Source organism: Escherichia sp. KTE114, from assembly GCF_000407765.1.
In the GTDB taxonomy this organism is placed as follows: Bacteria; Pseudomonadota; Gammaproteobacteria; order Enterobacterales; family Enterobacteriaceae; genus Escherichia; species Escherichia ruysiae.
Genome location: NZ_KE136626.1, coordinates 2,657,006 through 2,680,745, shown reverse-complemented (window position 1 = coordinate 2,680,745; position 23,740 = coordinate 2,657,006). Strand labels below are relative to the sequence as shown.

21 protein-coding genes and 1 riboswitch are annotated in these 23,740 nt (G+C 51.2%); of the genes, 7 read left to right on the top strand and 14 right to left on the bottom strand.

Going from position 1 to position 23,740, the window contains the following annotated elements; genetic code table 11:
- The first annotated feature begins 127 nt into the window (after positions 1-127).
- From WC5_RS08365 to WC5_RS08375, 3 genes are read left to right on the top strand one after another with little or no spacing between them, the layout of a single operon-like run.
- Positions 128-889, top strand: a complete 762-nt coding sequence (locus WC5_RS08365; protein ID WP_001113360.1) for an endonuclease/exonuclease/phosphatase family protein — start codon at positions 128-130, stop codon at positions 887-889.
- Positions 886-2,127 (top strand): cardiolipin synthase ClsB, encoded by a 1,242-nt coding sequence (gene clsB / locus WC5_RS08370; RefSeq protein ID WP_000650352.1) that lies wholly within the window; start codon positions 886-888, stop codon positions 2,125-2,127. Before WC5_RS08365 ends, clsB begins: the two co-directional genes overlap by 4 nt.
- Positions 2,127-3,083, top strand: coding sequence for a lysylphosphatidylglycerol synthase domain-containing protein (locus WC5_RS08375; RefSeq protein ID WP_000045487.1), 957 nt, complete (start codon positions 2,127-2,129; stop codon positions 3,081-3,083). The genes clsB and WC5_RS08375 overlap by 1 nt, the downstream gene beginning before the upstream one ends.
- A gap of 219 nt (positions 3,084-3,302) precedes the next feature.
- Here WC5_RS08375 and WC5_RS08380 read toward each other — a convergent pair whose 3' ends face one another.
- From WC5_RS08380 to moaA, 7 genes are all read right to left on the bottom strand, one after another.
- Entirely contained in the window at positions 3,303-4,964 is a 1,662-nt protein-coding gene (locus WC5_RS08380; RefSeq protein WP_016231637.1) for a phosphoethanolamine transferase, read from the bottom strand.
- 314 nt (positions 4,965-5,278) lie between these two features.
- Positions 5,279-5,983 (bottom strand): Bax inhibitor-1/YccA family protein, encoded by a 705-nt coding sequence (locus tag WC5_RS08385; RefSeq protein ID WP_000373623.1) that lies wholly within the window; start codon positions 5,981-5,983, stop codon positions 5,279-5,281.
- A gap of 135 nt (positions 5,984-6,118) precedes the next feature.
- Positions 6,119-6,571: a molybdopterin synthase catalytic subunit MoaE gene (gene moaE / locus WC5_RS08390; protein ID WP_000852287.1), complete on the bottom strand. Its 453-nt coding sequence runs from the start codon at positions 6,569-6,571 to the stop codon at positions 6,119-6,121.
- A gap of 1 nt (position 6,572) precedes the next feature.
- Complete coding sequence (moaD, locus tag WC5_RS08395) at positions 6,573-6,818, bottom strand: molybdopterin synthase sulfur carrier subunit (RefSeq protein ID WP_000598607.1); 246 nt, start codon at positions 6,816-6,818, stop codon at positions 6,573-6,575.
- Positions 6,811-7,296 (bottom strand): cyclic pyranopterin monophosphate synthase MoaC, encoded by a 486-nt coding sequence (moaC, locus tag WC5_RS08400; RefSeq protein WP_000080885.1) that lies wholly within the window; start codon positions 7,294-7,296, stop codon positions 6,811-6,813. The genes moaD and moaC overlap by 8 nt, the downstream gene beginning before the upstream one ends.
- A gap of 2 nt (positions 7,297-7,298) precedes the next feature.
- Positions 7,299-7,811 (bottom strand): molybdenum cofactor biosynthesis protein B, encoded by a 513-nt coding sequence (gene moaB, locus WC5_RS08405; RefSeq protein ID WP_000084634.1) that lies wholly within the window; start codon positions 7,809-7,811, stop codon positions 7,299-7,301.
- A gap of 21 nt (positions 7,812-7,832) precedes the next feature.
- Positions 7,833-8,822, bottom strand: a complete 990-nt coding sequence (gene moaA, locus WC5_RS08410) for a GTP 3',8-cyclase MoaA (protein WP_010351242.1) — start codon at positions 8,820-8,822, stop codon at positions 7,833-7,835.
- Positions 8,810-8,954: riboswitch (molybdenum cofactor riboswitch) on the bottom strand. It overlaps the preceding gene by 13 nt.
- A 265-nt stretch (positions 8,955-9,219) precedes the next feature.
- Between moaA and yvcK the strand changes: the two genes are divergently transcribed.
- On the top strand, positions 9,220-10,128 hold the full coding sequence (yvcK, locus tag WC5_RS08415) for a uridine diphosphate-N-acetylglucosamine-binding protein YvcK (protein ID WP_010347415.1): 909 nt from the start codon (positions 9,220-9,222) through the stop codon (positions 10,126-10,128).
- Positions 10,129-10,280: 152 nt separating this feature from the next.
- Here yvcK and uvrB read toward each other — a convergent pair whose 3' ends face one another.
- The 5 genes from uvrB to bioB form a co-directional block, all read right to left on the bottom strand.
- Entirely contained in the window at positions 10,281-12,302 is a 2,022-nt protein-coding gene (uvrB, locus tag WC5_RS08420; RefSeq protein WP_000042546.1) for an excinuclease ABC subunit UvrB, read from the bottom strand.
- Positions 12,303-12,875: 573 nt separating this feature from the next.
- Positions 12,876-13,556, bottom strand: a complete 681-nt coding sequence (gene bioD / locus WC5_RS08425; protein ID WP_000044854.1) for a dethiobiotin synthase — start codon at positions 13,554-13,556, stop codon at positions 12,876-12,878.
- The gene (gene bioC / locus WC5_RS08430; protein ID WP_000246807.1) at positions 13,549-14,304 is read right to left on the bottom strand and encodes a malonyl-ACP O-methyltransferase BioC; all 756 of its coding nucleotides are present in this window, start codon (positions 14,302-14,304) and stop codon (positions 13,549-13,551) included. The genes bioD and bioC overlap by 8 nt, the downstream gene beginning before the upstream one ends.
- A complete protein-coding gene (bioF, locus tag WC5_RS08435; protein WP_000118850.1) occupies positions 14,288-15,445 on the bottom strand; it encodes an 8-amino-7-oxononanoate synthase in 1,158 nt (385 codons plus the stop codon). The genes bioC and bioF overlap by 17 nt, the downstream gene beginning before the upstream one ends.
- Entirely contained in the window at positions 15,442-16,482 is a 1,041-nt protein-coding gene (bioB, locus tag WC5_RS08440; protein WP_000951213.1) for a biotin synthase BioB, read from the bottom strand. Before bioB ends, bioF begins: the two co-directional genes overlap by 4 nt.
- 86 nt (positions 16,483-16,568) lie before the next feature.
- Here bioB and bioA point away from each other — a divergent pair, with 86 nt between their 5' ends.
- The 3 genes from bioA (at position 16,569) to WC5_RS08455 (ending at position 19,828) form a co-directional block, all read left to right on the top strand.
- Positions 16,569-17,858: an adenosylmethionine--8-amino-7-oxononanoate transaminase gene (gene bioA, locus WC5_RS08445; protein WP_010352255.1), complete on the top strand. Its 1,290-nt coding sequence runs from the start codon at positions 16,569-16,571 to the stop codon at positions 17,856-17,858.
- A 58-nt stretch (positions 17,859-17,916) separates the two neighbouring features.
- Complete coding sequence (locus WC5_RS08450) at positions 17,917-18,393, top strand: kinase inhibitor (protein WP_000767387.1); 477 nt, start codon at positions 17,917-17,919, stop codon at positions 18,391-18,393.
- Positions 18,394-18,544: 151 nt separating this feature from the next.
- Positions 18,545-19,828 (top strand): putative acyl-CoA thioester hydrolase, encoded by a 1,284-nt coding sequence (locus WC5_RS08455; RefSeq protein WP_001091595.1) that lies wholly within the window; start codon positions 18,545-18,547, stop codon positions 19,826-19,828.
- Between the two features lie 140 nt (positions 19,829-19,968).
- Here WC5_RS08455 and WC5_RS08460 read toward each other — a convergent pair whose 3' ends face one another.
- Together WC5_RS08460 and WC5_RS08465 are read right to left on the bottom strand one after the other, a co-directional pair.
- On the bottom strand, positions 19,969-22,230 hold the full coding sequence (locus WC5_RS08460) for a hydratase (RefSeq protein WP_000593920.1): 2,262 nt from the start codon (positions 22,228-22,230) through the stop codon (positions 19,969-19,971).
- Between the two features lie 67 nt (positions 22,231-22,297).
- Positions 22,298-23,731 (bottom strand): anion permease, encoded by a 1,434-nt coding sequence (locus tag WC5_RS08465; protein ID WP_001036486.1) that lies wholly within the window; start codon positions 23,729-23,731, stop codon positions 22,298-22,300.
- Positions 23,732-23,740: the final 9 nt, after the last annotated feature.

Sequence of the window (23,740 nt, the reverse complement as noted above, 5' to 3'; positions counted from 1 at the left end):
CTCTCCTGAAGAATTTATCTCTACTAACTCAGAGTACCGAACTTTACGGAAAATTCCGTAAGACCGCACCTTTTTGTGACGCCGACTACACTATTTCAATGAGATAAGAGGCAAAGACAGGAAAATTATGCCCGATCAAACACAACAATTTTCGTTCAAGGTACTCACCATCAATATTCACAAAGGCTTTACAGCGTTTAACCGACGCTTCATTTTGCCGGAACTTCGCGACGCAGTGCGCACCGTCAGCGCCGATATTGTTTGCCTGCAGGAAGTGATGGGCGCGCACGAAGTTCATCCACTGCATGTGGAAAACTGGCCCGATACCTCGCACTACGAGTTTCTCGCCGACACTATGTGGAGCGATTTTGCCTACGGCCGCAATGCCGTATACCCGGAAGGGCATCACGGTAACGCGGTTCTTTCGCGTTATCCCATTGAACATTATGAAAATCGTGATGTTTCTGTCGATGGAGCGGAAAAACGTGGCGTACTGTATTGCCGCATTGTGCCACCGGTGACCGGGAAAGCGATTCATGTGATGTGCGTGCATCTTGGCCTGCGTGAGGCGCACCGTCAGGCGCAGCTTGCGATGCTCGCCGAATGGGTGAACCAGCTTCCGCCAGACGAACCCGTTTTAGTGGCGGGTGATTTCAACGACTGGCGGCAAAAAGCCAATCATCCCTTAAAAGTACAGGCCGGGCTGGATGAGATATTTACCCGCGCCCACGGACGCCCGGCGCGCACGTTTCCGGTGCAATTTCCTCTACTACGTCTGGACAGGATCTATGTCAAAAATGCCAGCGCCAGCGCGCCAACCTCGCTACCGCTGCGCACCTGGCGACATCTTTCTGATCATGCCCCTTTGAGTGCGGAGATTCATTTATGAAATGTAGCTGGCGCGAAGGCAATAAGATCCAGTTGCTGGAGAACGGCGAGCAATATTATCCCGCTGTATTTAAAGCGATTGGCGAGGCGCAAGAACGCATTATTCTTGAAACGTTTATCTGGTTCGAGGATGACGTCGGTAAACAATTACACGCAGCATTGCTGGACGCTGCGAGACGCGGGGTTAAAGCGGAAGTCTTGCTGGATGGCTACGGTTCGCCGGATCTCAGCGATGAGTTTGTCAATGAACTGACGGCGGCTGGCGTGGTGTTTCGTTATTACGATCCCCGCCCTCGCCTGTTCGGTATGCGCACCAATGTGTTTCGCCGGATGCATCGCAAAATTGTGGTGATCGACGCACGCATCGCCTTTATTGGCGGGCTGAATTACTCCGCCGAGCATATGTCCAGCTACGGTCCAGAGGCCAAACAGGATTACGCGGTGCGCCTGGAGGGGCCAATTGTGGAAGATATTCTGCAATTTGAACTGGAAAACCTGCCCGGACAAAGCGCGGCACGGCGCTGGTGGCGACGTCATCACAAGGCAGAAGAGAACCGCCAGCCGGGAGAAGCGCAGGTATTGCTGGTCTGGCGCGATAACGAAGAACATCGCAGCGATATTGAACGCCACTATCTGAAAATGCTCACTCAGGCGCGGCGAGAAGTGATTATCGCCAACGCCTACTTCTTCCCCGGCTATCGATTTTTACACGCCTTGCGTAAAGCGGCACGGCGTGGGGTGCGGATCAAACTGATCATTCAGGGTGAACCGGATATGCCTATTGTCAGAGTCGGCGCGCGCTTGCTGTATAACTATCTGGTTAAAGGCGGCGTTCAGGTATTTGAATATCGCCGCCGCCCACTCCACGGCAAAGTGGCATTGATGGACGATCACTGGGCGACGGTGGGCTCCAGTAATCTCGATCCGCTCAGTTTGTCGCTGAATCTTGAAGCAAACGTTATCATCCACGATCGTAATTTTAACCAGACGTTACGCGACAATCTGAATGGCATCATCGCCGCTGACTGCCAGCAGGTAGATGAAACCATGCTGCCAAAACGCACCTGGTGGAACCTGACTAAAAGCGTGCTGGCATTCCACTTTCTACGCCATTTTCCGGCGCTGGTTGGCTGGCTTCCGGCGCATACGCCACGTCTGGCGCAAGTTGATCCGCCCGCGCAGCCGGCAATGGAAACTCAGGATCGGGTAGAAACAGAAAACACGGGGGTAAAACCCTGATGAGTAAATCGCATCCACGCTGGCGCCGGGCAAAGAAGATCCTCACCTGGCTGTTTTTTATCGCGGTGATTGTGTTGCTGGTGGTCTACGCCAAAAAGGTAGACTGGGAAGAGGTCTGGAAGGTCATCCGCGACTACAATCGCGTTGCACTGCTCAGTGCGGTTGGGCTGGTGGTCGTCAGCTATCTGATTTACGGCTGTTATGACCTGCTAGCCCGCTTCTACTGCGGTCATAAACTGGCGAAGCGCCAGGTGATGCTGGTGTCATTTATCTGCTACGCCTTCAACCTGACGCTCAGTACCTGGGTCGGCGGCATTGGTATGCGTTATCGTCTTTACTCCCGCCTGGGATTACCGGGTAGCACTATTACACGGATTTTCTCGCTGAGTATTACCACCAACTGGCTGGGCTATATTTTGCTCGCCGGGATTATTTTTACCGTGGGCGTGGTGGAACTGCCGGATCACTGGTATATCGATCAAACCACGCTGCGTATTCTCGGCATTGGTTTGCTGCTGATAATTGCAGTCTATTTATGGTTTTGCGCCTTCGCTAAACACCGTCATATGACCATCAAAGGGCAAAAGCTGGTGCTACCTTCATGGAAATTCGCCCTCGCCCAGATGCTGATTTCCAGCGTTAACTGGATGGTTATGGGAGCGATTATCTGGCTGTTACTTGGTCAAAACGTGAACTATTTCTTTGTACTGGGCGTGTTGCTGGTTAGCAGTATTGCCGGCGTCATTGTGCATATTCCAGCGGGTATTGGCGTACTGGAAGCGGTGTTTATCGCGCTACTGGCAGGGGAACATACATCAAAAGGAACGATTATCGCCGCCCTGCTCGCTTACCGTGTCCTGTACTACTTTATCCCGCTGCTGCTGGCGCTGATCTGTTACCTGTTGCTGGAAAGCCAGGCGAAGAAGCTACGGGCGAAAAATGAAGCGGCGATGTGATGTTTAGTTAAGTTCTTTGGTTTGTGCAGATTGTTAGCAACGTGCTATTTGTTCATGGCGGATGCGGCGTGAACGCCTTAGCCGCCCTACACAACTAATGCGTTTCTGCATTCTGATACGCTACAGCCCTTTAACAAAGTATGTTTTACGCCAGAGTAATGTTTGTTGTTTCCTTAATAATCATCAGGGGACATCTGGCGATGTCCTCTCAGCATAAAATTACAGCGGATTCGGACTGGCTTCGCGATAAGAAACCTTTTTCTTCGGTGATGTAAAGGTGTCTCGCAGATCTTTATATTCATATATTTTGGCACGGGTGCCATCAGTTACTGGAATGGAGGAGTGCGGACGATAACACTGAGATAATGGCGAATTGCAATGCTCTTCGTGGGTAGAGATGCCCAGCCAGTCAAGAATCATCGCATAGTTATTAAGCAATGAATAAACTTCTTGAATGTGTCCAAGTTTACGCGGTTGACTGGCGATAGCAGCCTGGCTATACCAGATAAATTGCGGTACATCGTAGGCTTCTTTACTGGGAGTATCTGCGGCGTGCATATAATACGATGGAATATTGGGGTTTTTCTCCAGACCGTGGTCAGAAAAATAGAGTAATGAGGATTTACTTCCCTCCAGTCGTTTCATGATTTCACCAATGATGTAATCGGTAAATTGTATGGAGTTGTTGTAGCAATCCTCGTATTTATCCCCAGTTTTAATTTTATCTGCCCATTCAGGGTAGCGTGTACAGGCAATTTCATGGCTACCATTACCATGTAGCAGTATTAATTTCTTACCCTTGGCTTTTAATGCTTCATCCAACAACGGAAGAAGGCTATCATCGTATTCCTCGCTTACCCAATGTGTATTATTACTGGAACGACCAATGAGCGTAATATAGTTATTATGCTTCCCGGACATACCCACGGTACTTAACCAGGTAGTCTGATACCCCACTTTATTAGCTACGGCAATAACATTATTTGATAAGTCCGCAGCGGTAAAACTTTCTGTTGTCGCTTTACTGAGGATCATCGGAACAGAAGTTACTGTTGCCGCCGCTGGGGAAACCGCATTATCAAAGATAAGCGCCTGTGGTCCAATCTCATTTTGTACAGGCGTGGTATTGATGCCAAAGCCATACAAACTCATATTACTGCGCCGTACAGACTCCCCTACGATAATAACATAATTTTCAATATCCGTTTCTTTAGCAATCAATCCCGGTAAATCCACATCAATTTGTTTTATTTCTCTGGCAAAAGAAATATCTCGATAAGCAATAATAAAATCGGCAGCAGTATAAAATGGTGTAAATCTTAACACCCTGGAGCTTAATGGAGAGTATCCTCCAAGACCATCTTTTTTCTGTTTACTCCATTGATTGTAGCTAAACCATGAGATAAATATTAATAGTATCACCAGTGATGCACATTGAACTTTAGTAGACACACACTTAACGCCCGTGTGTATAGAAAAATAAGTCAGCAAGAAATAAACAGCACATACTGGCATCCAGGATAGATATAACCCCGACATTGTTTTCACTTCAGACCAGTGGGTTTCCATGATACTCATCGCAAAGATAATATTAAATTCACTTTGATAAATTTGCCATGTACAAAGCGCGACCATAAAGTTAATGGTCAATAACAGTGATACACCCAATGCTGCTATTTTCCCAACAAATAATCGATAACACCCTGTCAAACACAGGATGATTAGCAAGTTGCAGATACCGACGCGCAGGATAACCCTCAATGGCTGTAAAAAATAAACAGGCCAAAGCTGGAATAATACGGATACAAGTAGCAATGCGATGAAAATGTATTTTTTTGACTGCCGTGGATAAGCCGTTATCGATGGTAATACGAAAGACATAGAACCCCAATTCATTTATTATATGAATATATATTTAAAAATTAATCCCATTGAGATATATTATCAGCAGATGATTGATTTTTACCCGCAAGCATTTATTTAACAGATGAATATCACCAGCCATTAATAAAACCGTAGGATTGTACTCTATTTTCTTTTAGGTATACCAGATTTATAAAAATGCATCACATGCATAGATATAAAGATATAATCAATATGAATTATATCTTTATGCCTATTTTTTAAATATATACTTATTATCGAATAGACAAAAAAAATCCCGGTGTCATTCCGGGATTTTATAAGAAATGCGTTTAACGGCGATTGCCAAAGATCCGCAGCAACATCAGGAACAGGTTGATGAAGTCCAGATACAACGTTAATGCGCCAAGAATGGAATATTTACGCAGGTTCGACGTGTCGCGGGTATCAATCTGTTCACCCATATTTTTCAGTTTCTGAGTGTCATACGCCGTCAGTCCAACAAAGACAATCACGCCGATGTAGGTGACTGCCCACATCAATGCTTCGCTTTTCAGCCAGAAGTTCACCAGCGAGGCGATGACAATACCGATTAATGCCATAAATAGCATATTGCCGAAGCCACTTAAATCGCGTTTCGTGGTGTAACCATACAGACTCATCGCGCCAAACATCCCGGCGGTGACAACGAAGGTACTGGCAATAGAGGCGGCAGTGTAGACAATGAAAATACTGGAGAGCGTTAAGCCCGTTAGCGCCGAATAAAGCATAAAGAGCATCGTCGTTACGCCCGCGCTGAGTTTTTGAATCATCGCTGATAACACGATAACCAGAGCTAATTGCGCGATTATTAAACCGATTAAGAAGACCCGGTTAGTGAATAGCAGCTCCATAACGGCGGCAGAATTAGCCGCATACCAGGCAACAAATGCGGTCAGCAACAGGCCAACTGTCATCCAGCCATAGACCTGCGCCATATAGGTTTGCAAGCCAGCACGGGGTTGTACGATTGAATCTGAACGTGGGAATCTGTCCATGACTTTCTCCTGAAGATATAAGGAATATCTAAAGGATACTGCAAATGATGAGGGTGTGCATCGACGCAGCGTAAACGCATGTCCAGAGCGGTGAAATTGCCGGATGCAGCGGTGCCTTATCCGGCCAACAAAAAACTACCAGCGTTTCGCCGCCTGCTGATCGCTCTCCCTGGCTTCGACCCAGCGATCACCTTCCGGCGTGGCTTCGCGCTTCCAGAACGGTGCGCGGGTTTTCAGATAATCCATAATAAACTGCCCGGCTTCAAACGCGCTGCTACGGTGTGCGCTGGTGACGCCGACAAAAACGATTTCATCGCCCGGCCATAATTCGCCAATGCGGTGAATCACCGTGACGCGTCCCAGCGGCCAACGGTTACGCGCCTCATCCACGATTTCAGCCAGTGCCTTTTCCGTCATCCCCGGATAGTGTTCGAGGGTTAATGCTTTTACACTGTCGCCCAGGTTATGGTTGCGCACCTTACCAGTAAACGTGACCACTGCACCATCTTCGTCACGCTCCGCCAGCCACGGGTACTCTTCCCCTACACTGAACGGCTGCGGGCCGACAACAATTTTGGTTTCTGCCATCTTAACCTCCGGTTACCGGCGGGAAAAAAGCCACTTCGTCGCCGTCAGTCAGCGGATGGTCAAAACTCACCAGCGTCTGGTTGACGGCGGCCAGTAATTTGCCATCTTCCAGCGCCAGCGCCCAACGATCGCTCTGCGCTGCCAGGTGTTGGCGCAATGCTTCTACGTTTGGGAAATCCGCAGCCACTTCGGTTGCATCTGTTCCCACCAACTCACGCACCTGGGCGAAAAAAAGAACTTTAATCATCCGCTTCCACCTTAAAATCACCCGACTTACCGCCGCTCTTCGCCAGCAAGCGTACCGGGCCAATCACCATATCTTTTTGCACCGCTTTGCACATGTCATAAATGGTCAGCGCCGCCACAGAGGCTGCGGTTAATGCTTCCATTTCGACACCAGTTTTGCCGGTCAGGCGGCAAAGCGTTTCAATTCGTACCCGATTATGTTCCGGCTCGGCCTGTAAATTGACTTCAACTTTGCTGAGCATCAGCGGATGACAGAGCGGGATCAGATCCCAGGTGCGTTTCGCCGCCTGAATACCGGCAATGCGCGCAGTGGCAAATACGTCGCCTTTGTGGTGGCGACCATCAATGATCATCGCCAGCGTCTCACTGCGCATGGTGACAAAGGCTTCGGCGCGCGCTTCACGTACAGTTTCCGCTTTGGCGGAGACATCCACCATGTGCGCTTCGCCAGCGGCGTTGATATGGGTCAGTTGCGACATACTTATTTCTTCAAATGTGGATGGAAATTGCACGGACGCGTACGGGCATCCAGCTGCGGGGCGATGATATTTTCCCAGGCGGTGCGGCACGCTTTGGTTGAACCAGGCATGGCGAAAATCAGTGTCTTGTTAGCAACACCCGCCACCGCACGAGATTGCAGCGTTGCGGTGCCAATCTCTTCGAACGACAGCATACGGAACACTTCGCCGAAGCCTTCGACTTCACGATCGAACAGCGGCAGCAGTGCTTCTGGCGCCTGATCGCCTTCCGTCAGGCCAGTACCACCTGTAATCAGCACCACTTGCACATCGTCGCTGGCGATCCACGCAGATACCTGGGCACGGATGGCGTAGCGATTCTCTTTGACAATGGCTTTATCGACAACGTGATGGCCTGCTTCCTGCGCCGAGTCGCGCAGATAGTGACCGGAGGTATCGTCTTCTTCACCGCGACGATTAGAAACCGTAAGAATAGCAATACGGGTCGGGATAAATTCAGTGCTTACCTGACTCATCTGATCTCTCCTTTTGACGTTTTAACCGCCAATGTACGATAAGTTTTGCGTAATACCGGTGTTGTTTTGATGCAGGAAATGGGTCTGTTTTTTCTCCCGCAGCGCCGCCGAAATACGTGCTTCCAGCGCCTGTTGCTGGGTATCGTCTTCCAGCAGATCGCGCAGGTTAACGCCGCCTTCACCAAACAAGCAGAGGTGGAGTTTACCAATGGAGGAGACGCGCAGGCGGTTGCAGGTGGCGCAGAAGTCTTTTTCATACGGCATGATAAGGCCGATCTCTCCGGCGTAATCCGGATGACAAAAAACTTGCGCGGGACCGTCGCTGCGTTGACGAAGCTGATGGAGCCAGCCACGACGCAGCAGCTCGTCACGCAGAACCTGACCAGAGATATGGTGCTTACGGAAGAGTTCGCTGCCCTCGCCCGTTTCCATCAGTTCGATAAAACGCAGCTGAATGGGGCGATGCTGGATCCAGTTCAGAAAGGTGTCGAGTTGATGATGATTGACATCCCGCATCAGCACGGTATTGACTTTAACCTTCTCAAACCCGGCTTCAAATGCGGCATCGATGCCTGCCATTACCTGGTTGAATTTATCCTGCCCGGTAATGGCGTGAAACTGACGGGCGTCGAGGCTATCAACGCTGACGTTAATGCCCGTCAGGCCTGCATCGCGCCAGTTCGCGACATCACGTTCCAGGCGGTAACCATTGGTAGTAACCGCAATCTGGCGAATAGCGTCGTTTTCCCGCACAGCGGCGATGATATCGGTAAAGTCGCGACGTAAAGACGGCTCGCCGCCTGTCAGACGCACTTTTTCGGTGCCCAGACTGGCGAAGGCGCGCGTAACCCGACGAATTTCATCGACGGTCAGGAAGCCTTTATTAGTGACGCCGCTCGGCTTGTAGCCATCCGGCAGGCAGTAGGTGCAACGAAAGTTACACACATCGGTAATCGACAGGCGCAAGTAGTAAAACTTACGCGCAAATGCATCAGTCAGTTGTGAAGCCATGTACACCTTTCCAGATACGGGAGGCGAAGTCATTTCTTCCTTCGCCCTGGTGGCAATCTTTATGAGCATTGTCACGGCCAAAGCACCGTATCAGTTGACCCAGGTGCAGAGGCTAGAGTGTTTAGTGGTTATGCCGATACTAGCGTGTAAATGAGATTTTTACCATTCACACTTTTCGCTATGTAATCATATATATAGCGTCATGATCGTGCTATTTCACTACAGAATAAGGGAAAATGACGGTTTTACTTTGATGTACATCATCAGCAATGCAGTGCGTATATCGTCCTTTAGAGGTAGAAAACAATTATTTATATCCTCAATATTGGCAGGTTAATTGCTGTTTCCCTGTCAGTTGCGCTACTGTAGCGCGGATAATCTGACTTCAGGAATTTATATGCGCAATCGTACGCTGGCTGACCTTGATCGTGTCGTTGCTCTCGGCGGAGGGCATGGACTGGGACGCGTTCTCTCCTCACTTTCATCTTTGGGTTCTCGTTTAACGGGAATTGTGACCACCACCGATAATGGTGGTTCGACAGGACGAATTCGCCGCTCAGAAGGCGGTATTGCCTGGGGCGATATGCGCAACTGCCTTAATCAGTTGATTACGGAACCCAGCGTCGCTTCCGCGATGTTTGAATACCGTTTTGGCGGTAATGGCGAACTTTCCGGGCATAACCTTGGAAACCTGATGTTAAAGGCACTGGATCACCTTAGCGTGCGGCCTCTGGAAGCCATCAATTTGATTCGTAATCTGCTGAAAGTGGACGCGCATTTGATTCCGATGTCAGAGCATCCTGTTGATCTGATGGCGATTGACGATCAGGGGCATGAAGTTTACGGCGAGGTGAATATTGACCAGTTAACCACGCCGATTCAGGAATTACTGTTAACCCCTAATGTGCCTGCCACGCGTGAAGCGGTACATGCTATCAATGAAGCAGATCTGATTCTTATCGGGCCAGGCAGTTTTTATACCAGCCTGATGCCGATCCTGCTGCTTAAGGAAATGGCGCAGGCATTGCGCCGCACGCCAGCTCCGATGGTCTATATAGGCAATCTGGGGCGTGAACTTAGCTTACCAGCGGCGAATCTGAAGCTGGAAAATAAGCTGGCGATTATGGAGCAGTATGTCGGCAAGAAGGTTATTGATGCCGTAGTCGTTGGGCCGAAAGTGGATGTTTCTGCGGTCACCGACAGAATAGTGATTCAGGACGTACTGGAGGCCAGCGATATCCCCTATCGTCATGACCGCCAGTTGTTACATAACGCACTGGAAAAGGCGTTACAAGCGTTGGGTTAACGTGGCTGAGATTGCTGACCAGGCTTCTGGAGCAATGCGGCCTGTTCCCCTCACCCTAACCCTCTCCCCAAAGGGGCGAGGGGATCGTTCGAGCACTTTTTTGACTTCATAGTTAATCTGAGCCGGAAGAACATTCCGACTTTCTCATCTCGTCACGACGCGGCAATAAACAGCTCACGCAACTGATGCAACTGATCGCGAATTTGCGCCGCCTCTTCGAACTCCAGATTTTGCGCATGTTTCATCATCTGCCCTTCCAGCTCATGGATTTTCTGCTGCAACGCTTTTGGCGACATATCCATCGGCACATTATCCGGCTCAACAATCGCGCGCGCTTTCCCTCTGCCCTTGGCTTTGGTTTTAGCAATGTTCTGCCCCAGCGCCAGGATATCGACCACTTTCTTGTTCAGCCCTTGCGGTGTAATGCCATGCTCTTCGTTGTACTTCTGCTGTTTCTCGCGGCGACGTTCGGTTTCACCAATGGCTTTCGCCATTGACGGGGTTATCTTATCGCCGTAGAGAATCGCTTTGCCGTTGACGTTACGCGCCGCACGCCCGATGGTCTGAATTAATGAACGTTCAGAACGCAGGAAGCCCTCTTTGTCGGCGTCGAGGATTGCCACCAGCGAAACTTCCGGCATATCCAGACCTTCGCGCAGTAAGTTGATGCCAACCAGTACGTCAAACTCGCCCAGACGTAAATCGCGGATGATTTCCATACGCTCAACGGTATCAATGTCGGAGTGAAGATAACGCACGCGCTCGCCGTGTTCTTCGAGATATTCCGTGAGATCTTCCGCCATCCGCTTGGTCAGTGTTGTGACAAGAACGCGTTCGTTAATTGCCGCTCGCTGACGAATCTCCGAAAGAAGATCATCGACCTGGGTCGCTACCGGACGCACTTCGATAATCGGATCAAGCAATCCGGTTGGACGCACCACCTGATCCACCACGTCGCCGCCTGATTTTTCCAGCTCGTAATTACCCGGCGTCGCAGAAACATAGATGGTTTGCGGGGCTAAAGCTTCGAACTCTTCAAATTTCAGTGGACGGTTATCCAGCGCAGATGGCAGGCGGAAACCGTACTCCACCAGCGTTTCTTTACGCGCCCGGTCGCCGCGATACATACCGCCAATCTGCGGAATGGTGACGTGTGATTCATCAACCACCAGCAGCCCATCGGCAGGCAGATAATCAAACAGCGTCGGCGGTGGCTCGCCAGGCCCGCGCCCGGAGAGGAAGCGCGAATAGTTTTCAATGCCCGAACAGTAGCCCAGCTCATTCATCATCTCCAGATCAAACTGGGTACGCTGGGTCAGCCGCTGCTCTTCCAGCAACTTGTTATTTGCCAGCAGTACTTTGCGCCGATCCGCCAGTTCTTCTTTAATCTCTTCCATCGCCTGCACAATGCGCTCGCGCGGCGTAACATAGTGCGTTTTCGGGTAGATGGTATAACGCGCAATGGTCGAGATAATCTGCCCGGTCAGTGGGTCGAAAAGCGAGAGACGCTCCACTTCTTCGTCGAACAATTCTACACGTAGCGCAACGTCGTCGGACTCTGCCGGGAAGATGTCGATCACCTCACCGCGCACGCGGAAAGTGCCGCGCTGGAACGCCTGGTCGTTGCGGGTATATTGCAACTCCGCCAGGCGGCGCAGGATAGCCCGTTGATCGATAATCATACCGACCGTGAGGTGCAGCATCATTTTGAGATATAAATCAGGATCGCCCAGACCATAAATAGCGGAAACTGACGCTACGACAATAACATCTCGTCGCTCCAGCAACGCTTTGGTTGCTGAAAGTCGCATCTGTTCGATATGTTCGTTTACTGAGGCATCTTTCTCAATAAACGTATCTGAACTCGGAACATAGGCTTCTGGCTGATAGTAATCGTAATAGGAGACGAAATACTCCACCGCGTTTTCCGGGAAGAACTCTTTCATCTCACCATATAGTTGCGCTGCCAGCGTTTTGTTGGGCGCCAGCACCATGGTTGGACGTTGCAGGTCAGCAATGACATTAGCAATAGTGAAGGTTTTTCCCGACCCCGTCACGCCGAGCAGAGTCTGATGCGCGAGGCCATCCTCCAGCCCCTCTTTGAGGCGTCGAATCGCCTCCGGCTGATCGCCAGAAGGTTTGAACGCGGAATTCAGTTTGAATGGTTTACTCATGAGTTGCTACCTGAAGGAATGGGCGGGCAGGTGTGTAATTTTACTCGTCATGATTAATAATGCCAATAAATTATACTGGATAAAAAAACAGTCTCACACCACAACATTTCTGTTACGCCGTCAACTAAGGTCTAAACCGTAGGTAAAATTGACGCTGTGACGAGATAAAACTCTGGTCTGCAGGGTTATCCCCAGAGCAATGGCTTTTTTAACATTTGTCAAGATAGCTGATGACGGATTTATTGCAGGAGATGACTCTTTCCTGACAGCCATTGCATTTATATAACAGATTGAAAAATAACAAATATTTATTTAAGCCGTCTTTAGCGCCAATTTGCGTGCAAGCCGCGTATTCTCTTGCTTACCTTACGTTTTCTAACTCTAATGCACATGGTTATCCACAGGAATAGTGGATAACTGCCTGCAGCCCCTATGTCCAGCCGCCTGGGCAATTCCCATACTAATCGTATAATGCGGGGGTAAAATTTTTTTCGCGATTTTTTTAGCATTTTATTGGTTAAATTACGGGCGAGCGAAGACGCGATCTCGCTCGCAATTCAACCAATTTTTTTGCTACTTCAGTGATGTGAGATTTATATATTTTCCGGTTAGCGCACTTTCTGGATTTTCCTGGAGCCAGGGGATTTCCCCCAGCAGCGGCGCGGGGATCATTCGGGTAAGCGTAGCCATATATTCACTGTGGCGTTTACCCTGCGGCGTGACATCGTTCGCCACCCAGCCTGCGAGTGTTAGCCCTGCCTGCTGTACGGTCTGTGCTGTCAGCATTGCATGATTGATGCAGCCCAGTTTTACCCCAACGACCAGAATCACCGGCAGTTGTTCCTGCGTTACCCAATCTGCAAACGTGAAGGAATCCGAAAGCGGCGTAAACCAGCCGCCCGCGCCTTCCACTAACACCCACTCAGCCTGGTGTTCCAGCACACGTAATCCGGCGCTCATCACCAATGGGTCAATTGGCCAGCCCTCTTGCGCGCTGATGATATGCGGCGAGGTCGCCTCTTCGAAGGTGTATGGATTCACCGTGGCGTAATCCAGCTGCAGGCTGCTGTTGCGCTGTAACGCCAGTGCATCGCTGTTGCGTAAACCTTCTGCAGTCATTTCGCTACCGGAGGCAACGGGTTTGTAGCCTGCCGTTCGGTAACCTGCGGCCTTCGCGGCCTGCAACAGTGCACAACTGGCAACGGTTTTACCCACTTCGGTGTCCGTTCCGGTAACAAAATAGCGTTTACTCACGAGCAATTACTCCCAAAAAAAGATAATACGTCAGGGGATATAGCCCCTGCTGTTGCGGCCAGGCCATTTGCAGTTGTTGTAGCTGTGAACGGGTTAATACTCGCGGGTCGCGCCCTGCGTGAAGATGCGTTGCGCCAATGCCTTTCAGCGAACGCATGGCACTGAGCGCATCATCAAACCACAGCGTGACAGGCTGCATATTATGTTGATAACGAAAACCTTTCAGCGCCTGTTCAATATCTGCTGACGGTAAAAAGCGATTGGCATGGGGGCGTTCGTCTACCGCTTGCCACGCCTGATGCAGTTCGGGTAACGATCCCTGTGCCAGCGTGGTAAACGCCACTACGCCACCGGGGCGCACCACTCTGTATAGCTCGCGGAGTGCCGTGGATAAATTACCGCACCACTGCACCGCGAGATTGCTCCATGCAAGATCGAACGTCGCAGTCGCTAACGGCAGGGATTCGATATCTCCTGCCAGATAATGATCTGCGGCATCCTTCTGGCGTGCCTGATCAAGCATTGGCGGCGAGAGATCTAACGCAGTCACCTGCTCGCTACGCTCGCGCCAGTGGCGGCTCATCCAGCCAGGTCCACAGCCAGCGTCCAGCACACGGGCGTATTTGCGTTGCGGGAGCATTGCCAGTAAGGCGTCGGCACTGTGGCGCTGTAACTCTGCGTGTTGCTCATATTGTGAGGCAGCCCGACCAAATGCCGCCGCAATGGCTTGTTTATTGACCGTTGCCATGCAGCACCTCCAGCAAACGGTCGATATCCTGCGTTTCATGCACTGCGGTTAGCGTTAAGCGTAGACGCGCGGTGCCGACGGGTACGGTTGGTGGGCGAATCGCTGTTACCCAGCAACCTTGCTGACGCAGTTTTTCTGCCAGGCGTAATGCGCGAGCGTTATCACCGATGATTAATGGCTGAATGGCGCTACGTGAATCCGCAAGAGTAAACGGCAAACCCTGCACTCCGGCACGAAAACGCGTAATGAGCGCCGCCAGTTTTTCGCGCCGTGCATCACCTTCTTCACTGCGAATAACCGCCAGAGATGCGCGTAATGCCTGCGACTGCGCCGGAGGCATACTGGTGCTGTAGATAAGATGACGGGCAAATTGCAGCAGATAATCCGCCACAGTTTCAGAGCAAAGCACCGCCGCACCGCTGACACCAAATCCTTTGCCAAAAGTAACAACCAGCAATTCTGGTTTCACCTGCTGTTGCCAGCAGCTACCGCGCCCCTGTTCACCGATAACGCCCGTACCGTGGGCATCGTCGACCATCAACCAGCCATTGTGCTGCTGCGTCTCACGGTGGATTTCTGCCAGCGGCGCACTATCACCGTCCATACTGAATACGCCTTCTGTCACCACCAGTTGCAACCCCGGACAGGAGGAAGCAAGCAGGCGCGCCAGATGAGCGACATCGTTATGAGCAAAACGGCGAAGTTGCGCCGGACTTAAACTGGCAGCTTCCAGCAACGAGGCATGGCTAAGCCGGTCGGCAACGATGCGATCTTCTTTTGCCATCATCGCGGCAATGACGGCCTGATTAGCGGCAAAACCGGAGATAAACAGCAGCGCCCGCGAATAACCCAGCCACTCGGCCAATTCTTCTTCCAGCGCCTGATGCGCCACGCTATAACCGCTGACGTGACCAGAACCGCCGCTGCCGACGCCAAATTGCTCCGCGCCCTGCTGCCAGGCACGGATAATTTGCGGATGATGGCTTAAACCTAAGTAATCGTTACTGGAAAAGTTCAGATACTGGCGTTCGTCCGCCACCAGCCAGCGTCCGGCGCCTTGCGCCACCGGATAACGGCGACGCAAGGCATCGGCAGCACGCCGCGCATCGAGCGCCGCGTTGATTTTCTCCTGCCAGCTCATAGGGCTGCCGCGTTATAATATTCGTCAGTGTCCGGGGTCATCAGCGCCTGCTCCAGACGCTGCTGTTGTTCGTTATCCCCTGCCAGCACGGCAGTTTGCTGCGGATTCAGCCCCAGTTTGCGGAACAGTTGCAGGTCTTTATCTTCTTCCGGATTCGGCGTGGTCAGCAGTTTGCAACCATAGAAAATCGAGTTAGCGCCAGCCATAAAGCACATCGCCTGAGTCTGTTCGTTCATCTGTTCGCGTCCGGCAGAAAGGCGCACGTAAGAAGTCGGCATCATGATCCGCGCCACCGCAATGGTGCGAATAAAATCAAAGGCATCGACATCGTCGTTATCGGCAAGCGGCGTGCCTTTCACCTTCACCAGCATGTTGATTGGTACGCTTTCCGGCGGCGTCGGCAGGTTTGCCAGTTGCAGCAATAATCCGGCGCGATCTTTTACCGTTTCGCCTAAGCCCACAATGCCACCTGAGCAGACTTTGATCCCGGCATCGCGCACTTTTTCCAGCGTATCGAGACGTTCCTGATAAGTACGTGTGGTGATGATATTGCCGTAAAACTCCGGCGAGGTGTCGAGGTTGTGGTTGTAGTAATCCAGCCCGGCGTTCGCGAGGCGCTGCGCCTGAGATTCACTCAACGTGCCCAGCGTCATACACGCCTCCAGGCCCATCGCTTTTACCCCTTGCACCATCTGCTCCAGGTACGGCATATCGCGTTCGTGGGGATTCTTCCACGCCGCGCCCATGCAGAAACGTGTCGATCCCGCCGCTTTCGCTTTGCGCGCCGACTCCAGCACCTGTTCAACTTCCATCAACCGTTCGGCTTCCAGCCCGGTTTTATAGCGCGAGCTTTGCGGGCAGTATTTGCAATCTTCCGGGCAAGCACCGGTTTTAATTGACAGCAAAGTGCTGACCTGTACCTGACGAGGATCGAAATGCTGACGATGCACCTGCTGCGCTTCAAACAGCAGATCCAGCAACGGTTTTTCAAATAATTCTGTGACTTGCGACAATGTCCAGCGTGGGCGGTGAGCCATGGGGCTTCTCCAGAACGTGTTTTTTGTTGTTAATTCGGTGTAGACTTGTAAACCTAAATCTTTTCAATTTGGTTTACAAGTCGATTATGACAACGGACGATCTTGCCTTTGACCAACGCCATATCTGGCACCCATACACATCCATGACCTCCCCGCTGCCGGTTTATCCGGTGGCGAGCGCGGAAGGTTGCGAGCTGATTTTGTCTGACGGCAGACGCCTGGTTGACGGTATGTCGTCCTGGTGGGCAGCGATCCACGGTTACAATCACCCGCAGCTTAATGCGGCGATGAAGTCGCAAATTGATGCCATGTCGCATGTGATGTTTGGCGGTATCACCCATGCGCCAGCCGTCGAACTTTGCCGCAAACTGGTGGCGATAACGCCACAACCGCTGGAGTGCGTTTTTCTCGCGGACTCCGGTTCCGTGGCGGTAGAAGTGGCGATGAAGATGGCGTTGCAGTACTGGCAGGCCAAAGGCGAAACGCGCCAGCGTTTTCTGACCTTCCGCAATGGTTATCATGGCGATACTTTTGGCGCGATGTCGGTATGCGATCCTGACAACTCAATGCACAGCCTGTGGAAAGGCTATCTGCCAGAAAACTTGTTTGCCCCGGCTCCGCAAAGCCGCATGGACGGCGAATGGGATGAGCGCGATATGGTGGGCTTTGCGCGCCTGATGGCGGCGCATCGTCATGAAATTGCTGCGGTGATCATTGAACCGATTGTCCAGGGCGCAGGCGGGATGCGCATCTACCATCCGGAATGGTTAAAACGAATCCGCAAAATGTGCGATCGTGAAGGTATCTTGCTGATTGCTGACGAAATCGCCACCGGATTTGGTCGAACCGGCAAACTGTTTGCCTGTGAACATGCGGGGATCGCGCCGGACATTTTATGCCTCGGTAAAGCCTTAACCGGCGGCACGATGACCCTTTCCGCTACGCTCACCACACGTCAGGTTGCGGAAACTATTAGTAACGGCGAAGCCGGTTGCTTTATGCACGGGCCAACTTTTATGGGCAATCCGCTGGCCTGCGCGGCAGCGAACGCCAGCCTGACGATTATCGAATCCGGTAAATGGCAACAGCAGGTGGCAAATATTGAAGCGCAACTACGCGAGCAACTGGCACCAGCCCGTGACGCCGAAATGGTTGCCGATGTGCGCGTGCTGGGGGCAATTGGCGTGGTCGAAACCACTCGTCCGGTGAATATGGCAGCACTGCAAAAATTCTTTGTCGAGCAGGGTGTGTGGATACGGCCTTTTGGCAAACTGATTTACCTGATGCCGCCCTATATTATTCGCCCGCAACAGTTGCAGCGCCTGACCGCAGCGGTAAATCACGCCGTACTGGATGAAACATTTTTTTGCCAATAACGGGAAGTCAGCATGAGGGTTTCTGGCTACACTTTCTGCAAACAAGAAAGGAGGGTTAATGAAACTCATCAGTAATGATCTGCGCGATGGCGATAAGCTACCGCATCGTCATGTCTTTAACGGCATGGGTTACGATGGCGATAATATTTCGCCACATCTGGCGTGGGATGATGTTCCTGCGGGAACGAAAAGTTTTGTCGTCACCTGCTACGACCCGGATGCGCCAACCGGCTCCGGCTGGTGGCACTGGGTAGTTGTTAACTTGCCTGCCGATACCCGTGTATTGCCGCAAGGATTTGGCTCTGGTCTGGTAGCAATCCCTGATGGCGTGCTCCAGACACGCACCGACTTTGGTAAAACTGGGTACGATGGTGCAGCGCCGCCGAAAGGCGAAACCCATCGCTACATTTTTACCGTTCACGCGCTGGATGTAGAACGTATTGATGTCGATGAAGGTGCCAGCGGCGCGATGGTCGGTTTTAACGTTCATTTCCACTCTCTCGCCAGCGCATCAATTACCGCAATGTTCAGTTAAATGTTCTGTCAGATGGTGCCAGGCCATCTGACATCACTTAAAGGTATTAAAAACAACTTTTTGTCTTTTTACCTTCCCGTTTCGCTAAAGTTAGTATAAAAAAGCAGGCTTCAACGGATTCATTTTTCCATTTCAAAGCCCGGAGCAACCTGTGAACACATTTTCAGTTTCCCGTCTGGCGCTGGCACTGGCTTTTGGCGTGACGCTGACCGCCTGTAGCTCAACACCGCCCGATCAACGTCCTTCCGATCAAGTAGCACCTGGTACGTCTTCTCGCCCGATTCTGTCGGCAAAAGAAGCGCAGAATTTCGATGCTCAACACTATTTTGCGTCCCTGACGCCAGGTGCTACAGCATGGAATCCTTCCCCGATTACCCTGCCTGCGCAACCTGACTTTGTTGTCGGCCCGGCGGGTACTCAAGGTGTAACGCATACCACGATTCAGGCGGCGGTAGATGCGGCGATTATCAAGCGTACAAATAAGCGCCAGTATATTGCCGTGATGCCAGGTGAGTATGAAGGTACAGTTTATGTCCCTGCCGCTCCGGGGGGAATCACTGTCTACGGTATGGGCGAAAAACCGATTGATGTGAAGATTGGGCTTTCCCTTGATGGTGGAATGAGCCCTGCCGACTGGCGTCATGACGTCAACCCGCGCGGCAAATATATGCCAGGTAAACCAGCGTGGTACATGTACGATAGCTGCCAGAGCAAACGCAGCAACAGCATCGGCGTTCTCTGTTCTGCGGTCTTCTGGTCACAAAACAATGGTCTGCAACTGCAAAACCTGACCATTGAAAACACCCTGGGCGATAGCGTAGATGCGGGTAACCATCCGGCAGTGGCGTTGCGTACTGACGGCGATAAAGTGCAGATCAACAACGTTAACATTCTCGGTCGTCAGAATACCTTCTTTGTTACCAACAGTGGTGTGCAGAACCGTCTGGAAACCAACCGTCAGCCGCGTACTCTGGTAACTAATAGCTACATCGAAGGGGATGTGGATATCGTTTCCGGCCGTGGTGCAGTGGTGTTCGATAATACCGAATTCCGCGTGGTGAACTCACGTACTCAGCAAGAAGCGTATGTGTTTGCACCGGCTACGCTGTCCAACATTTACTACGGTTTCCTCGCGGTAAACAGCCGTTTCAATGCTTCCGGTGATGGCGTCGCGCAGCTGGGCCGTTCGCTGGATGTGGATGCCAATACCAACGGTCAGGTGGTGATCCGTGATAGCGCCATCAACGAAGGTTTTAACACGGCTAAACCGTGGGCCGATGCGGTGATCTCTAATCGTCCGTTTGCGGGTAACACCGGCAGCGTTGATGATAACGACGAAGTACAGCGCAATCTGAATGACACTAACTACAACCGCATGTGGGAATACAATAACCGTGGCGTGGGTAGCAAAGTGGTTGCAGAAGCAAAGAAATAAGAGCTATTAACTCATTGCCGGATGCGGCGTAAACGCCTTATCCGGCCTACGGGTCGATGCGATTCGTAGGTCGGATAAGATGCGCCAGCATCGCATCCGACAATAAGTGCCGGATGCGACCTACATTCACATGGCGCTTTTTACATCTGACGGTTTTTATTGAAGTTAATCAAACTACCCGCCTTGATAATCTCGCGCTCTTCCGCAGTCAGATTTTCCATATAGAGCGTGATTTCCGTAACCGGCGCATCTTCATGGATCACATAACCTTTGAAGGTCGTACCTGGATTATCCAGCGCCGCTTTAATGCCAGGAATATAAATGTAATCCCCCACTTCAAAGTTCGGCACTTCTGCCATTTGCAGCGGTAACATCCCCCAGTTGATGACATTAGAACGGTAACGTTTAGTCGCGTATTCCTCGGCAATATTCGCCAGACCGCCAATCACACGCTGGCAGCTCGCCGCCTGTTCACGCGCAGAACCATCACCTGGTTTGACCGCATAAACCATGCTGCCAATTTCAGTTTGCAGCGGATCAATATGTTCCTGACCAGCAATCTGTTTAATACGCGCAAACACCCCTGCCAGTTCACTAACGTTTCCTGCCAGACGCTGATTTTCCAGCTCAGCGGTGGCCTTACTTCTGCCGACATAACCCGGATCGCGGCGTGACAGGGTAAACTCCGCCAGACCAATCGGATTTGAACGATACGAAGAGGTTTCCCCGGAAGGAATCAGTTCATCGGTGGTGGTCACTTCGTCGAGGATCTTCGAGCACACTTTGAGGACGATATTGTCAGTCAGCGCGCCCAATTCCGGCCAGTCTTTAATGTTTGGTCCGTAGATCAGCGATTGCTGGGTCGCCCCTTTCACAAAGCCTTGATAGACGCGATTTTTATACGGCGTTACATCGAAGGCATACTCCGGCACGTTGTCCCAGCAATCCAGCTCGCTGGCAGAGGTTAAATAGCCACCGTTTGCCGCAGTCGCAGCGATAGAACGGGCGTCCATTAATGCAACCGCTGACATCTGACCATTAGCTGGCTTAGAGCCCTCGCGATTCGGGAAGTTACGCGTGGTGTGGCGAATACTCAAACCGTTGTTGATTGGCGTATCACCTGCCCCAAAGCATGGGCCGCAGAACGCAGTTCTGATGATTGCGCCTGCGCCAATCAAATCTGCTACCACACCTTTTTTGGCGAGATCCATAAACACCGGCTGTGATGACGGGTAAACAGCCAGCGAGAAGGTGTCGTTACCACAAGATTGACCACGCAGCGCATTTGCTGCGGCGATAACGTTTTCGTAGTTACCGCCAGAACAACCGGCGATAATCCCCTGTTGTACTTTCAGGCGACCATTTTCGACTTTATCCAGCAGCGAGAGTCTGGCTTTACCGTGCGCCACGCGCTCGGACTCGATTTCAATCTCACGCAGAATGTCGGTCAGGTTCTGGTTCAGCGTGTCGATTTCATACACGTTGCTCGGGTGGAACGGCAGCGCAATCATTGGTTTGATGGCACTTAAATCAACGCTAATGCACCCATCGTAGTACGCCATCGGTTGAGGGTTAAGCTGGCAGTAATCCTGGCCGCGACCGTGCAGCGCCAGCCAGTTATGGACTTCTTCATCGGTTTGCCAGACAGAACTTAAACAGGTGGTTTCAGTGGTCATAACGTCAACGCTGTTACGGAAATCGGTAGAGAGCGCAGCAACACCTGGCCCCACGAACTCCATCACTTTATTTTTGACGTAGCCGTTTTTGAACACCGCGCCGATAATTGCCAGCGCCACATCCTGCGGCCCCACATAGGGTGCTGGTTTTCCGGTCAAATGCACCGCAACAACGCCCGGATAGTCGATATCCCAGGTGTCATTAAGCAGTTGTTTTACCAGCTCACCGCCGCCCTCGCCGACCGCCATTGTACCTAACGCACCGTAACGGGTGTGGCTGTCTGAACCGAGGATCATTTTGCCGCCGCCTGCCATCATTTCACGCATATATTGATGGATGACCGCAATATGCGGAGGCACAAAAATACCGCCATAACGCTGCGCTGCCGATAAACCAAAAACATGGTCATCACCGTTAATGGTGCCGCCGACGGCGCACAGTGAGTTATGGCAGTTGGTCAGCACATACGGCAGCGGGAAACGTTCCATGCCGGACGCTTTAGCGGTCTGTACAATACCAACAAAGGTAATATCGTGGGAGGCTAAGGAATCAAACTTAATTTTAAGTTTGTCCATATTTCCGGACGTGTTATGAGAAGAGAGAATAGACCAGGCAATAGTGCCTTTTTTTGCTTCTTCTTTTTTAATTTCGCCGGTGAAATGTTCTTCGGCAATTATTTCGTTATTACTGGCGAGAAACACGCCTTTTTCAGATAACTTGATCATCAAATGCTCCAGATATCTGCGCACCGTAAAGTGCGCAGAAAAATAATGAATGGATATTTTTGAGTATTTACAGCATGTTCCAGCCGATCAGCATATTCCACCACCACACGCCAAGGGTGATATGCACCAGGAAGGTTAATATCGTCAGAACCGCACCGACCAGCCACCAGGACTTAATGTCGTTATAGCCAACACCGAAGATAACTGGACCAGCCGCGCCGCCATAGTGAGTGACCATGCCGCCGTAAGAATTGGAGAACAGCAGCGCCAGCGCAGTTAACATTAACGGTGCGCCGGAGACGTTCGCCAGCATGGCAAATACCGGCAACATAGCAACGATATAGGCGCTACCAGAAGCGAAGAAATAACGCACGATGATGCTAAGGAAAATAATGACAAAGAAGGCAACGTTGCCATGACCATCAAATGCCAGGTTATTTTTAAAGACTTCAGCTAACCATTCGAAGAATTTAACTTTTGATAATAAGGAGCTTAAACCGATAATACCGCCGTACCAGATTAAGGTATTCCAGCCGCCTTTATTTTTAACCACATCTTCCCAGGTAACGATACCCAGCAGCAGCATGGTTGCCATAACAACGATTGCCACAGTGGATTCATCAACCCCCAGAGACTTACTGAAAATCCAGCCCAGCAGCGCCAGCACAAAGACACCGAGCAGCATTTTTTCACGGATTTTCATCGGTCCCAGTTCGGCAAGGCCCGCTTTAGCGATGGTTTTGTTATCGACCTTTTTAATTTCTGGCGGATACATGGTGTAAATCACCAGCGGAGTGACCAGCAGCATAATGATGCCCGGTAAACCGGCTGCCAGCGCCCATCCACCCCAGCTAATTTGCAGGTGCAGAATGTCGTTGATCATTTTCAGCGCCAGAATGTTCCCCGCCATTGCGGTAAAGAACATGTAGCTGGTGGTTTTGGTGACCATGTAAATGGACATCATCAGGTAATGTCCAACACGACGCGGGCTTTTTTCCGGTTCGGACCCAAGAGCCACCGCCACGCTGTTGATGATCGGTAACACAATGCCGCCCGCACGCGCGGTGTTAGACGGTGTTGCCGGAGCCAGTACCAGATCGAGGAATACGGTAACGTAACCCAGCCCGAGGGTTGTGCTACCAATTTTACCAATCAGCAGATAGGCGATACGTTTACCTAAGCCGGTGGTAACAAACGCGGCGCTTAAGGTGAACGCCGAGAACACCAACCAGGTTGTACCGGAAGAGTAACCGCTTAATACGGCGGTGGTTTTAAATGCACCGTCGGATAAGTTACCCACGACCACCATCGAAGCGGCAACCGCAATTAACAGTACGACAGGTTCCGGGAATGGCTTAATAACCAGACCCACAATTGCCGCCAGGTAGATACCAAACAGTACCCACGCCAGTTCGCTTAATCCTGCCGGAGCTGGCATAAAGCCAATAATACATGGGATCGCTAATATCAGAATTAGCTTCCATAACGATTTCTTATTCATTTAAAATCC

Bases quoted from the DNA above. Each gene is read 5' to 3' on its own strand.
- WC5_RS08385 (WP_000373623.1), bottom strand. From the start codon at position 5,983: ATGGACAGATTCCCACGTTCAGATTCAATCGTACAACCCCGTGCTGGC.
- WC5_RS08365 (WP_001113360.1), top strand. From the start codon at position 128: ATGCCCGATCAAACACAACAATTTTCGTTCAAGGTACTCACCATCAAT.
- WC5_RS08465 (WP_001036486.1), bottom strand. From the start codon at position 23,731: ATGAATAAGAAATCGTTATGGAAGCTAATTCTGATATTAGCGATCCCA.
- WC5_RS08375 (WP_000045487.1), top strand. From the start codon at position 2,127: ATGAGTAAATCGCATCCACGCTGGCGCCGGGCAAAGAAGATCCTCACC.
- bioB (WP_000951213.1), bottom strand. From the start codon at position 16,482: ATGGCTCACCGCCCACGCTGGACATTGTCGCAAGTCACAGAATTATTT.
- WC5_RS08450 (WP_000767387.1), top strand. From the start codon at position 17,917: ATGAAACTCATCAGTAATGATCTGCGCGATGGCGATAAGCTACCGCAT.
- WC5_RS08460 (WP_000593920.1), bottom strand. From the start codon at position 22,230: ATGATCAAGTTATCTGAAAAAGGCGTGTTTCTCGCCAGTAATAACGAA.
- moaE (WP_000852287.1), bottom strand. From the start codon at position 6,571: ATGGCAGAAACCAAAATTGTTGTCGGCCCGCAGCCGTTCAGTGTAGGG.
- moaC (WP_000080885.1), bottom strand. From the start codon at position 7,296: ATGTCGCAACTGACCCATATCAACGCCGCTGGCGAAGCGCACATGGTG.
- moaA (WP_010351242.1), bottom strand. From the start codon at position 8,822: ATGGCTTCACAACTGACTGATGCATTTGCGCGTAAGTTTTACTACTTG.
- yvcK (WP_010347415.1), top strand. From the start codon at position 9,220: ATGCGCAATCGTACGCTGGCTGACCTTGATCGTGTCGTTGCTCTCGGC.
- bioC (WP_000246807.1), bottom strand. From the start codon at position 14,304: ATGGCAACGGTCAATAAACAAGCCATTGCGGCGGCATTTGGTCGGGCT.
- uvrB (WP_000042546.1), bottom strand. From the start codon at position 12,302: ATGAGTAAACCATTCAAACTGAATTCCGCGTTCAAACCTTCTGGCGAT.
- bioF (WP_000118850.1), bottom strand. From the start codon at position 15,445: ATGAGCTGGCAGGAGAAAATCAACGCGGCGCTCGATGCGCGGCGTGCT.
- WC5_RS08380 (WP_016231637.1), bottom strand. From the start codon at position 4,964: ATGTCTTTCGTATTACCATCGATAACGGCTTATCCACGGCAGTCAAAA.
- moaD (WP_000598607.1), bottom strand. From the start codon at position 6,818: ATGATTAAAGTTCTTTTTTTCGCCCAGGTGCGTGAGTTGGTGGGAACA.
- bioA (WP_010352255.1), top strand. From the start codon at position 16,569: ATGACAACGGACGATCTTGCCTTTGACCAACGCCATATCTGGCACCCA.
- moaB (WP_000084634.1), bottom strand. From the start codon at position 7,811: ATGAGTCAGGTAAGCACTGAATTTATCCCGACCCGTATTGCTATTCTT.
- clsB (WP_000650352.1), top strand. From the start codon at position 886: ATGAAATGTAGCTGGCGCGAAGGCAATAAGATCCAGTTGCTGGAGAAC.